Here is a 12945-nt window from a genome sequence, read left to right as displayed (position 1 = left end):
CAAGGAGCCTATCCCAAAAGCCATCTTTAATCCCATATTGGGAGGTGCCCATGACTGTTTTCCTGATCGGTAATTCGATTGTTCCTTTCAAAACAAGATTCAAAGAAGTAGTTTTTGAGTTTTGGGATCAGCTCAAGATGAAAATCTTCCCCGGTATCCAATTCAATTGAAATATCTTTTTCCGGCCGGCGGTCTGCTTAATCTGCCCCGAATACGTTTGTTGAGATAATGTTAAGAAAAGCGAAATCGAAAAACCCGTATTTTTACAACTTTATAAAGGGCACTTAGCCGGGCTTCTTTAGATTAAGCGATCCTTTTTCCTGTGGGGGAGTTTTTCGAATTCAAGCACCGTCTTTTCAGGGGAATTATGCATTAAGGAAATCGTCAGAAAATGGATCACTTACACGAGGTAAAAATTCTTCCTTATCCTTTCCAGGTAACTTAAGATCATTTCCCGAACTAATAGCCTCAGCAAGAATTTAAGCCATTTCAATCATCTGGTTCCAAGAACCCATTTCCAGAGAGGAACATAGCTAATACCATTTCCCTCTTTTTCGAGATTCTTCGTAAGCAAGATTAACCTGGAAACTTTCTCCCCAAAATGTTCCTTGAATCCCAGAAGAGCATTGACTTCTCCCTGTCTTATGTGATCCGTATAGGTGCAGTTTATACCTGTGAGCGCTCCATCTATACCTTTTATCACAAAATCCACTTCTCTTTTTTCTTTCCAGTAAAAGAATTCTACTTTTCTCCGCTTCAACTCTACAAATGCTAGGTTCTCTGCCAGCCTTCCTTCATCGGCAGAAAAGGTGAATGCTGCGGAATTTCGAAGTCCGTTGTCGATGCAGTAGATCTTTTTGGGCATTTTGATTGAGATCGAATCTTTAACTGAGTATGAAAAGAAGTTTAACTGATATATCAGATAGGCCTGTTCCAGATAAAGCAGGTATTCTTTCAAGCTGTTGACTGAGAGCCCTGTTGCGTTTGAAATTTTTGAATAGCTCAGGAGGGTAGAAACGTTTGATAAGGAATAATTCGCAAGTTCGATAAGTTTTGCACTTTCCCGGATATTCCGGCCCACCACTATATCCCGAAGGAGGATGCTGTTGAAGTATTCGGTTAGCCGGAGGTGGTTTATATCCATATCCTCTTCAAGGACAACTTCGGGAAAACCTCCTTTGAAGAGATATTTGTTGAAATAGTGCAGAACTTCGTTTCTCTGAATGTCGGGATCTTTTAATTCAAAATCCTTAAAATCCAGATATTCTTTAAATGAAAGAGGAAACACATGCTGCGTGATCATCCTCCCGGTCAAAAGGGTGGAAAGCTGGTCGGAAAGCATGCTGCTGTTCGAACCCGTAAGCACAAACTTGATCTCCTCCCCATAAAGATCATAGAACTTTTTGATCCACTGTTCCCAATCCTTTATATTCTGGATTTCATCAAAGAAGATATACTTTCTTCCTTTTGGCACATGAAGCTCTATGTATTCCCCAAATATTCTGTCGAGCAGTCCTATATTTTTGTCTTCAAAAGGTTCATCGAGGTTGAAGTAAAGGATATTTTCAGGTTCCACTCCTTTTCCTATCAGATGGTCTATTGCCTGATACATCACAGTTGACTTCCCACATCGCCTGACCCCGGTAATGCAGATAACCTCCTTGATATCCAGAAGCTTCAGGATTGTTTCAAGGGTCTCGGGGCGTGATATCCTCTTTTTGGAAGCAGGAACTTTTCTTTCTGTCCACCAGGGGTTCCACATTTTCATGAGCTGCTTCATAAGGGAATATTTGTGTGTAGAGTATTTATATCTTTCATTACAATGACGATATTATGAGCTAAAATCGTCATTATAATGAAGATTATTTAAAGGAAAGTGGATTTTAGGCTTATAATTTAGGGATATCAAACAAGAAAGGGGATTTCTTTTTTTGTTCCTTCAATTCAGTTAAAATATATTTTTTCTGCCGGCGGTATGCTTAAATCTACCCCGAATACGTTTGTAAAGATAATGTTAAGAAAAGTGATATCGAAAAACCCGTGTTTTTGCAACTTTATAAGGGGCATTTTGCCGGGCTTCTTTAGATTAATCGATTTTTTTCCTCTTGTGGGAGTTTTCTGATTAAAGCGACATTTTTCTGGTGAATTAAGATCAAGAAAAAATCATCATGATCAGATAGAGGCATTTTCTTCACCGGTCAGCAACAGTAAACCAAAACTTAATCATCCGATCCACAGAATCTATATAAGATTTAAACAGCATAAAACTAAATATACCACATTCGGAAAGGTGTAATCATGCTTATCCAGTACATCCACGCAGCTCTTGAAAGGGCACAATATGAAATAATCGATAACGAAGAACCCTATTATGGGGAAGTTTCCGAACTTGAGGGTGTATGGGCTACAGGCAAGACCCTGGAAGAATGCCGCAGAAATCTGGAAGAAGTTATTGATGAATGGATTGTCATCAGATTAAGAAACGGACTCCACCTACCCGGATTCTGCAAGTTTTCGAATTACATTTAAATAGCCATGAAGACAGATTGAAATGAAAGTACGTGAGGTCATAAAACTTCTTGAAGCCGATGGCTGGTATCTGGTTGCAACAAAAGGTAGCCACCGGCAATACAAACATCCTGCTAAACCAGGTAGGGTAACAATTGCAGGTCATAGTGGAGATGATCTTGCTCCAGGAACATTGAACAGCATATTAAAACAAGCTCAATTAAAAATAGAGGACTAAATCATGCACCGTTTCCTCGTTGTAATCGAAAAAGCAAATAACAATTATTCAGCATATTCTCCTGACCTTCCGGGCTGTGTAGCTACCGGTTCCACCCGAGAAGAGACAGAGAAAAATATCTATGAAGCCATTGAAATGCATGTACAGGGACTTCTTGAGGACAATTTGCCTATTCCTGAATCAGAATCCTTTGCCGAGTACGTGGCTATTGCTGAAAAACCTTCTACCAGTTCTGAAGTTGTATAATTTTATTTTTACTTCAAGCCCTTTTTAAGTCACTTTAAATATATTTTTCCTACCGGCGGTCTGCTTAAATCTACCCCGAACACGTTTGTTGAGATAAAGTTAAGAAAAGTGAAATTGAAAAACCCGTGATTTTTGCAGCTTTATAAGGGGCACTTAGCCGGGCTTCTTTAGATTAATCGATTCTTTTTTCTCCGTGGGGAAATTTCTGATTCAAGTGACGTTTTTTCATTTGATTATTATCAAGAAAAGCTGTCAAAAACTGGACCGCCGGATACGAAATGAATATCTTCCCCTCATAACCAAATCAATTTAAAATATATTTTTCCTACCGGCGATCTGCTTAAATCTTCCCCGAATACATTTGTTAAGAAAAGAATTGAAAAAATAGTCAAAGACCCTTGGTTTTCACAGATTTGAGTATAAGGTTAATACAGAGCCATATCAAGAATTTCCATTATTGGAAAATTTCTTGTCATATATCTCCTTTCTAATTCCTGCAAAACATGCGTTGAAGTGTTAAATTCATCTAAATATTTGTGATGCTTCTTTAGAAAACAGCATGTTGCTTTTTTGAATTCAAAACACAATTCTAAATTTATTTCTCCCAAGTTCAAGTTATCTCTCACAACCGAATCTAAAATCGGGTTTTCCTCGGGATTATAAAAGTGCATAAGCTTTGTTCCAAAACTATAAGCATTTTTATGAATCTCATTTCCTTTGTATCGTGCTTTATTACAGCCTTTAAACTGCTGCAACACATACTGGTAATCATCAAAGTCATTAATTACCAATAACCGCTTTGAGATCTCCTTTAACCCTTCTTCGGATAATCTGGTTCTATAAATATCGTTAACCAATCCTAAAAAATTGTTATTAACTAGTAGTTTTTTGAATTGGTCTGTAATAAATTTCCCATCTGGAAATCTTTCATATCCCAACTGGCTGTAAAGGGACTGATATATTAAGGGAAAATAATTGCTTCGAATGTTAGCAAGAACCTTTTCCTCAAATTTTTCGTAGTTTGGTAAACGATTTTCAAGATTTTGAAGTATCATTTCTTGATTAATTGTAACCCCTCAGATCAATTTGTTAAGTTTAATTTTTGATTAGATCTCCTTTATTATTTAGAAATAGATTCTCTTTAATTTTTTGATTAATTTTAATAAGTTAGTTGTAATCGAATGAAAACCTTCTCTCAAAGCAATTCAATTAAAATATATTTTTACTGCTGTCGGTCTGCTTAAATCTTCCCCGAAAACGTTTGTGAAGAGAAGGATTAAGAAAAGTGAAATTGAAAACCTGTGATTTTTGCAGATTTAATAATGGGCATTTTTCAGGGCTGATAATTTTCGTTCTCCCATTGAAAGGTGACAAAGGAGACCTTAAATTCAAAAAAGGGCTTTAATTAAGTTCATACCTATGATTGACAAAACTATTACAATGTCGTATATAAAAAATAAACCGATGCTGAGAAGTATAACACCTATCACTGACCAAGTTAAAGCAATGAATTTCTTAATAAGACCATCTGCTTTATTGTAGTTATTTTTGATCCAGTCTTGAAGTGTTATGGACACAACAACTGTTATTGCTGCGAAGTAAACTTCTCCGTTCGTTGGAACTTCTAAAGAAACTGCCACTTCCCGCTACCTCCAAGATACCCAAAATATTTTTGAATCCAAAGTACTACTTTTGGCAGAAATTAATTCTTTTTTATTTCATAAGTCTATCTATCATGACTCAGGTTAGTTTTTTCAGAATATCTATCCTTCCGGTTTTTATTAGGTAACCTTTTATTTTTTCAACCAGCCTTTTGGGCAATTTGGATAATCGATCTATGTCTACCCCCATTATTTTATTCAAGTCTTCTTTCAGTTCAGAATACGATATTTCCTGTAGGGGAATGGTGATTGTATGCTCAAATCCTACTCCACCAATTTTTGGCCCCACAGATACTATGAGCTCTTCTCGTATTCCTGGCTTCAGAGAGATGTTTATTTTCTCGATTTTTTCATCCACTGCAGCAATGTCTAGTCTAATTTTGTTGAATCCTTCTCTTACCGTTTCTTCAGAAACCACTTTTATAGTCGGAATTTCCCCTATAATGTAACTTAAAAGTTGGAATTTTTTGGTAAGATCCGTTTCATTTTTCATTAACTCAATTTTGCGGAGAAGATATTCGTTTTCAGGATGACTTTGCACTTTTCCTTTAAGTGAATAAGAAATATCTTCTATGTATTCTGCCATGCCTGCAGGGTTACTTATTTCCCATTTCTGAACTTTCTGACTGACAGCGCATGCAATTTCTTCTGTATCAGTACCTTGAGATTCCTGGCACGCGGTCTTTGCTTTCTCCTGGATTTCTTCGAGGAGGGATTTTAGTTTTCGATCGAGGATGGGAAGGCCTTTTCTGATTGTAGCTGTCGCAAAAGGTGCTGCTTCTTCGGCATCTCTCATGAGTTCCGCTGCATACTCACAGTATTCTCTATAGAAATTAAGTTCGCCTTTCATGGCATGTAAGTTTATATTTTCTGCATTCTGGACTTCTTTCAATGCATTTGCAAGATTTTGAACAGCCTCAATGAGCAATTTTTTATTTTCCGATCCCTCTATAGCACTCTTTGCATCTTCAAGGTACTCTTCTAACTCTTCAGTAGCTTCTTTTTGTTCCTTGAAAATTATTGTATAGAAGGAACGATAAAAGGGTAGACAAAATTGAGCAGGATTAAATGGAATTGAAACTTTTACAGCTTCTTCAAAATAATTAATGGCACTTTCTAGTTCTTTTTTATATTCTTCTTCAGATTTTGCTTGGGATGCTTTAAATATGAAGATACTTCCTAAAGAACGTGTTGCAGGTACTTTTACATAAATATTATCGCTTTCTTTTAATCGAAGCAGGTCTTTATATGCTTCTTCCTTCTCAGGAATATATTGAAAAACTGATCCAAGCGAGCGTGCAATATCAGGTAGTACATACCAATCATTATTTTCGATTAGTGAATGTATTATTTTGAAAACCCGGCTTCTATTATTCTCATTAAGATGTGGAACAATACGGCATAAAGCGTTCACAGTGTTCGCTCTTACATTACCGTCTTTTTCTTCAATCAGTTTTATTAAGTCCTCAACTGCCTGTTTTTTATCAGGGACATGTGGCACTGCATATTGAAGGGAAAATGTAGCTTTATTTTTCAGACTAATATTTTCATCTGTTGAAAGTTTGATAAGATCATTCCAAGCCTGCTTCTTTTCATGTATATCTTCGATAGCAATACTAATTGTAATGGCTACGGAAGACCTTACACTACTGTCTGAATCATCTGTTAATTTGTGCAGAACATCCCAAGCTTTTTTGTCACAATTTTCAGATCTATTTGAAACAAAGTATACTAACGAACTTGCAGCTTCAGACCTTACTATTGATTCGTTATCCGTGGCTAATCTGATTATATCTTTAAGAGCTTGCTTTTTATTCCTGCCCGAGAGATGGGGATAAGCTATACCTATTGACTTTGCAGTGCCGCTTCTTATGTATATATCATTGCTTTTGCTTAATTCGTGCAAAAATTCCCAGTTTTTCTCTGCTTCAGTAATATGTTCAAAAACGTAACCTATGCTACTGCTGGCATGCTTTCTAATGTTCAAGTCATCGTTTTTTGTCAACTGAGTTATATCATCAAAAGCTTGCAATTTGTCTGGTACATGTTGGAAAACAGAACCCAGAAAATGCACAGCATTATACTCGACATTAATGTTCTTGTTTTCGATAAGGATGATTAAATCCTGCCATGCTTGTTGCTTGTCTGGTAAATATTGAAATGCAGAAGGTATGAAATTAAGAAAAGTAATTTGAACAGCTATGTTACTGTCTCTCAATTTGTGCAGGCTTTTCCATGCTTGTTTTTTGTAATCTTCAGGCAGGTATTCGATCTCCGAAAGCACTGATCCGATTGCTTCTTCTCTGACACTAATGCTTTCTTCTTCTATGAGAGTTAACAAAGGATCCCACACATCTTTCTGCTGATTTTCTGACAGATGTCGGAAGGCTATAATGAGTGAACGGGCGGTAGCACCTCGAACTGTGCTTTCCTCATCACCTGCCAATTTAAAAAGATCTTCAAGTGCTTGTTCTTTATCAGGTATATGGCGGAAAACAGTTCCGATTTCGTGTGCAATGCTAAATCTTACTTCTGATTCTACATCAGTTGATAGTTTGTGGAGGATATCCCAGGCTTCTTTCTTATTGGGTGCATACCGGAAGGCAGAAATCAAAGAATAGGCTGCGTTTTTACGCACTTCTTTCTCTTTATTTTTTGCTAATCTACTAAGATCGTACCATACGTTTTCTTCTTTCGGTGTGTATTGAAAAGCATAATAAAGTGACTTTGCAGCACTTGATCTTAACTCAAATTCTTTATTCTCCAACAAAGCTACTATGTCGGCCCAACATTGTATCTTTTCAGGTACGAAACGAAAAACAGAGTCAATAGCGATCATTGCTTGATTCTGTACACTTTTATTTGAGTCTATAGTTAATCTTATAATGTCATTCCATGCTTCTTTTTTTCTGGGTAAAAAGTTGAAGTTGTTTTTTAACTGCCTGAGAGCATCTAAGCGTTCTTTTGGATCGTTACTAAAAGTGTTCTCATGGATTTTTGCCTGATCCAACAATCAAATGCACCGATTATCAGATATGTTTTAAAATTTAAAGCTGTTTTTCTTCTCAACATTGGAAATCCCACAATCAAAAGAGAAATAAAAACCCGCGATTTTTGCATCTTTATAAGGGGCACTTTGCAGAGCTTCTTTAGATTAATCGATTCTTTTTCCTTTGGCGGGGACTTTCTTATTCACATTTCATCTAATACTATGATTCCTAAGTAGGTTCATAAAGGTTGATGTTTAAATCTGTCCAATGATCATGGATTTTCCCACTAAATAAGGAATTTACTTTGGAATAGAAACACTAATATCATTATCATTTTCACTATTCAACTCTAAAATGTGGATTTCTTTTTTTGCCCATTTTATGACAAATGATTTTTGGTCATCTGTAAATCCTATTTTTTCAATTCTATTCTCCACTTGGTCAGGATCTCCCACCCCTAACCAAGTAGCGAAAATAAATCCCAAAGGATCTGAAAAAGATATTATTTTTTGAATAATTGATAATACTTTTTCTTCTACACGCAATTCAAGCATACAAGCAAATAAACAAAAAACACCAAAAAGTGAATCTGGATCTTGGTTTAATATATTATTTTTCTTTATTTCAGTCACTCTTTCAATTGATTTTATAAACATTTCCATATATAGAATATTTTCGTTTATTTTTATGCAACGAGTTGAAGATAATAAAAAAGTCACTCCTATTTTCTTTAACTCATCCGAATTTATTTGACTACCGCTTACCCATGTTAAAAGTAACCTATCAGCGATTGCAGAATATCTCGTTCTTGGAGTTATAATATACGAATAATCATAAAGTAAAAATTTTAACCCGTGCACATCTATAATATCGTTTAAAGCCAGTTTGTTTTGTAAGTAACATCCAATACTAAGGTGAAGATTTCTTAGAATGAAGTCACTTTTATTACTAAAGCAACACTGAAAAGTTTCACCGGAAAAAAGTTCCCAAAAATTTTCATTTTCTTTGTTCTCATAAAAGGTCTTGTCTAAAACAAATGGAGAATCCTTAGGAATATTTAAGCAAATTTCTAATGATAATATCGATTCATTTTCATTTCCATTAATAAATGTGTCAATGATCAAATCTCTAATTGTTTTGGATATGACGTTTCTGTTTTCAAGCAAAGTATCTCTTATTAGTAAAATTGGTTCAATTGGATCGTAATCTGAATTCATTACGTATTCACCAATTTCATCTATAGGATGATATTCTATGCTACTTAGTTCATAAGTTTCATTTCCTAATTCCTTTTTATGATTTTTGAGTACTTCAATTAATTCCAATCCAGAATTAACAGACATGTTAAAACACTCAGTAACAATTTCTCTTGTAATCTGAGGTCTGGGTATGATAAATTTTAAACATTTTGAGGCAAAATCCATAAGGTTAAATCTTTCTTCATTTTTGACTATTCTTGATTTTTTAATCAGTTCTTTAAATAATGTATCGCCATCTTCAGCACTTTCGTACTTTATTTGAAATACTAGCTGTGCTACTGTATCCCACTCTCGTTTACAAATCTTGGGTAATAGAATCTCGCATATTTCTTCTATAGGATACTTTCTTACTATCCAATATGCTGTGAAATATTCTAAAAAAGTTCGGTGAGTAAATTGATAACTATTTTCTCCGTTTTTCGTTCCAATGTCCGTGAAAACCCAAGCTCGTCCTCTACAAAAATCGATAAAGTCTTCAGCTGCTCTTTCAGCTTCATCTATATCTTCATAAATTGTATCAAAAAGATATTCACTGCATATTTCTATTAATTCTTTTTCTGTAACTCCTTCTTGTGATGATTCTATAGATTCTTTTGTAAATATATAGTGAGCTAGGTATGCTATGAGAGGCTTAATTTTTGCATTTGGTATCAAAGTATTAGATGAAATTCCTCTATGTCCATCCCATTTCTCAAAGAGCATTTCAGAACATTTTTGATATACTTTAGGTCGATTTTCTGGAATATAATTTTCTTCTAGATAAATGCTGCACATTAAGGAAAGCATTAGTGAATTGGAGCGAATATCTGATGCAATTTGACTTTCACGCATAAATGATTCTGACTTGCTGTTTTTTTCTTCATTTGTAAGGTCATCATCTAAAGCAAACCACTTAGTCACATATTCATTAATTTTTTCGACATTGAACGGAGCTAATTCAATCGTTTTAAACATATCATCTCGGAGAGGTGCTTGTTCGTATCCTACCTTACGTGAAGTGACAATAACTGGAACTGATGGATAAAGTGTACAAAAAGACTCGACTTCATCTACTATTTTTTCTCGATATTTTATATCAAGGAGTTCATCGAGTCCGTCGAAAATTAGCAGCATGTGACCATTTAAAAGCAGATATTCAAATGTATATTTTGGAACTGGAATTTGATAATTTGAATTTGCTTCTTCCGCGATGAAGTCTAATATTGAAATTCCTTTTTCGAAATTTTTAACTTGGAAATCTCGAAGAACAACAATAGTAGGTGTTACACAGGTTCCTGAAAATATCCTTTCTGAATACCGAGTTATAAGTTCGTGACTTATTTTTTGTACAAAAGTAGTTTTTCCTGCGCCTGGATCCCCAAGTAAGACTATACGGAATACATGTGACAATAATTGGTTTAAATTGATAATTTCTTTTCCACAGGCAAACCTTAATCTCGTTTCCCCCCTCAAGGGCCTATTTGTCACTTTTGTAGATCCCTCAACAATAAAGTCTGGACATACATAAATGTCATTAATTGGTACCCTCTGCTTACTATTATAACTGGCAGATCTAATTCTTTCGCAGCGTTTCCCTACAATTGAACGATACTTTTCCACAAATTTATGAATTTCATGAATATTTGGTTTAGTTTTCCCTGAAAGGAGTTCTATGTTTTTGTTGACTGTTTGAAGTATACCACAAATTGCTTTAAATCTGTATTTAGATTCAGCTTCATGCGCTGAAAGTTTACCTTCATTTGTCCATTTATTGAGTGTTTCCTCACATCCAGCAATCAGTATCATAAAAATTTGTGACATCAATTTGGAATTTTTTTCTTTGTCAATTCCAAAATATAGTGATAACACTAAATTAAATTCTTCTCTGATCTCTTCAATGCTTTTTGAATTTGACTCATTGAAAACACTCGATGAAAATTGATATGCATATATTTGTAGTACAATTGATTCAACTTCAGGAGATGTAAAAAATTCGCAAATTGATTTAGAATCAATTTCAGGAAGTTCTTCCGCATTTATGAACTCTTCAATTATGATATCAAAATTAGTTTTACTTATTAATGAGCTTACAGAATCTTCATCTTCAAAAGGAAGATCCTCTAGTTTTACTCCAAGGTAGCATATTAAAGAAGTAAGGCCGTTCGCGAACAAACTTAATAAAATATTTTGAGTTATTGAAGGGTCCATACTTGACTTATCCTAATAAAAGTCTCTCAAATTTTCTAACAACAATCTTGGAGATAAATTACAGTATATGTAACTTTCTACTAAGTAACTTTTAGATCTATTCCACATTTTTTTTAACGTTTAACTTCATATTCGTACTATCATCTTTTAATTTAACTATTTGTTCAGATTAATTAGTGCTTTAGGAGTAATAAGGCATTGAAAGGAAAAATAGATATAATCTAATATACATGATGAGTCCATCCCAAAACTCAAATTTGGTTCTCTGAATTTAGAATTTTGAACGATCAATTGAGTTCCTTATAATGGAAAATAGTTCTGAAACTTTTATTGATTTAAAACTAGACTTGTTTTGGGATGAGCTCAATAAAAAAGAGTAGTCCATTCCCCTAAAAGGGAACAGACAAAGCTCAAAATTATTCCTTATTCATTACTTTCCTGTACATCCTCGCCTGGAACCCGTGATACTTCGCAAACCCTTCCGCATCCTTCTGGTCAATGGTCTGGCTGTCAAACGAAACCAGATCCTCAGAATACAGGGCATTTGGCGAGCTGCGGGCAAGGATAGTAAGTGCGCCTTTGTAGAGCTTCACTTTCACTGTACCTGTGACCCTTTCCTGGGACTTGTCGATAAAGGCGTTGAGGTCGGCATAAAGCGGCTCATCCACAAGCCCGTAATAGGCAAGTTCGGACCACTGCTCGTCAACGATCTTCTTGAACTTCAGTTCCCCGCGGGTAAGGACGAGTTTCTCGAGGTCGGCGTGGGCTGCGAGGAGGACGGTTGCAGCCGGGTGCTCGTAGTTCTCACGGGCTTTTAAGCCGAGCACGCGGTCTTCGATCATATCGGTCCGGCCAACGCCGTTCTCGCCTGCAATTTCGTTCATCTTCCTGACAAGGGCGTAGCCGCCGAGCTTTTCGCCGTCAAGGGCTACAGGGACTCCGGCTTCAAAGTCGATGTCAACGATCCTGGGCTCGTTCGGGGCATCTTCTGCGGATTTTGTCCACTCGAAGATCTCTTCCGGCGGGACGAAGGAGGGGTCTTCAAGCTTTCCGCCTTCGATGCTGCGGCTCCAGATGTTTTCGTCAACGCTCCAGGGCTTGGCTTTTGTAACTTCTACCGGGATTCCGTGCTCTTTTGCGTAGTCGATTTCCCACTCGCGGGTCAGGTTCATCTCCCGCATGGGGGCGATTACGTCCATGTCTGTCTGGCGGAAGACGGCTTCGAAGCGGAGCTGGTCGTTTCCTTTTCCCGTACAGCCGTGGGCAAGGGCAACTGCTCCTTCTTTTATGGCAGCTTCGACCACTTTCTTGGCAATCAGCGGGCGGGCTACCGATGTGCCCATGACATAGCCTTCGTAGTCTCCGTTGGCTTTGATCAGGGGAAAGATGTAGTCTTTTACGAACTCTTCCTTTGCATCGATCGTGTAGTGTTTGTTGCTGATCTTCTCGGCTTTTGCATCGGCTTTTTTGATCTCTTCTTCGGGCTGGCCGACGTCTACTGAAATTGTAATTACTTCATCGTACCCGTACTTTTCCTTGAGGATGGGGATGCACACAGAGGTGTCAAGCCCACCGGAATATGCAAGTGCAACTTTCTTTGCCATGCTTTTACTACCCCTTTCTGGTGATTTGTGATAAGGACGATAATGAATCTGTGAGTTTAACCATTTAATTCTTTAAAAAGCAGTTGGTTCATGATTTAGCAGATTAATGGATTACGGATTAATGGATTACGGATTAGTGGATTACAGAATAATGGATTAATGGACTAATAAGTTTAATAAGTTTAATATTTTTGATAGCAGTATGCTTTAGCCGTAAATCCTGAAAATTTGATAGCTAACAGGCTGCCGGGT

At 36.4% G+C, this 12945-nt stretch carries 9 protein-coding genes; 3 read left to right on the top strand and 6 right to left on the bottom strand.

The features are described from left to right. Positions 1–493: 493 nt before the first annotated feature. Positions 494–1780, bottom strand: a complete 1287-nt coding sequence (locus MSSIT_RS12380; protein WP_048172743.1) for an ATP-binding protein — start codon at positions 1778–1780, stop codon at positions 494–496. A 518-nt stretch (positions 1781–2298) separates the two neighbouring features. On the opposite strand from MSSIT_RS12380, the gene MSSIT_RS12375 reads away from it, so the two are divergent. Genes MSSIT_RS12375 through MSSIT_RS12365 form a run of 3 tightly spaced genes read left to right on the top strand, consistent with a single transcriptional unit; the run spans position 2299 to position 2992 of the window. After that, positions 2299–2529 carry a type II toxin-antitoxin system HicB family antitoxin gene (locus tag MSSIT_RS12375; protein WP_048172741.1) on the top strand — a complete coding sequence of 77 codons (231 nt, stop codon included), beginning with the start codon at positions 2299–2301 and terminating at the stop codon, positions 2527–2529. A 22-nt stretch (positions 2530–2551) separates the two neighbouring features. Beyond that, positions 2552–2746, top strand: coding sequence for a type II toxin-antitoxin system HicA family toxin (locus MSSIT_RS12370; RefSeq protein WP_048172740.1), 195 nt, complete (start codon positions 2552–2554; stop codon positions 2744–2746). 3 nt (positions 2747–2749) lie between these two features. Continuing rightward, the gene (locus MSSIT_RS12365) at positions 2750–2992 is read left to right on the top strand and encodes a type II toxin-antitoxin system HicB family antitoxin (protein ID WP_048172738.1); all 243 of its coding nucleotides are present in this window, start codon (positions 2750–2752) and stop codon (positions 2990–2992) included. Between the two features lie 425 nt (positions 2993–3417). Here the strand turns inward: MSSIT_RS12365 and MSSIT_RS12360 are convergent, their stop codons facing one another. The 5 genes from MSSIT_RS12360 to MSSIT_RS12340 all read right to left on the bottom strand — a co-directional run bounded on the left by MSSIT_RS12360 (position 3418) and on the right by MSSIT_RS12340 (position 12693). Beyond that, positions 3418–4047: a hypothetical protein gene (locus MSSIT_RS12360; RefSeq protein WP_048172736.1), complete on the bottom strand. Its 630-nt coding sequence runs from the start codon at positions 4045–4047 to the stop codon at positions 3418–3420. A gap of 333 nt (positions 4048–4380) precedes the next feature. Then, positions 4381–4632, bottom strand: a complete 252-nt coding sequence (locus MSSIT_RS12355; protein ID WP_048172735.1) for a hypothetical protein — start codon at positions 4630–4632, stop codon at positions 4381–4383. A gap of 100 nt (positions 4633–4732) precedes the next feature. Next, entirely contained in the window at positions 4733–7663 is a 2931-nt protein-coding gene (locus MSSIT_RS12350; RefSeq protein ID WP_156158856.1) for a HEAT repeat domain-containing protein, read from the bottom strand. 279 nt (positions 7664–7942) lie between these two features. Next, a complete protein-coding gene (locus MSSIT_RS12345) occupies positions 7943–11089 on the bottom strand; it encodes an NACHT domain-containing protein (RefSeq protein ID WP_048172733.1) in 3147 nt (1048 codons plus the stop codon). Between the two features lie 416 nt (positions 11090–11505). After that, positions 11506–12693, bottom strand: a complete 1188-nt coding sequence (locus tag MSSIT_RS12340) for an argininosuccinate synthase (protein ID WP_048172731.1) — start codon at positions 12691–12693, stop codon at positions 11506–11508. Between the last annotated feature and the right edge of the window lie 252 nt (positions 12694–12945).

It is taken from the genome of Methanosarcina siciliae T4/M, from assembly GCF_000970085.1.
Classification (GTDB): Archaea; Halobacteriota; Methanosarcinia; order Methanosarcinales; family Methanosarcinaceae; genus Methanosarcina; species Methanosarcina siciliae.
Note: the sequence above shows the minus strand (reverse complement) of the source record. Positions and strands in the feature narration are given on the sequence as shown.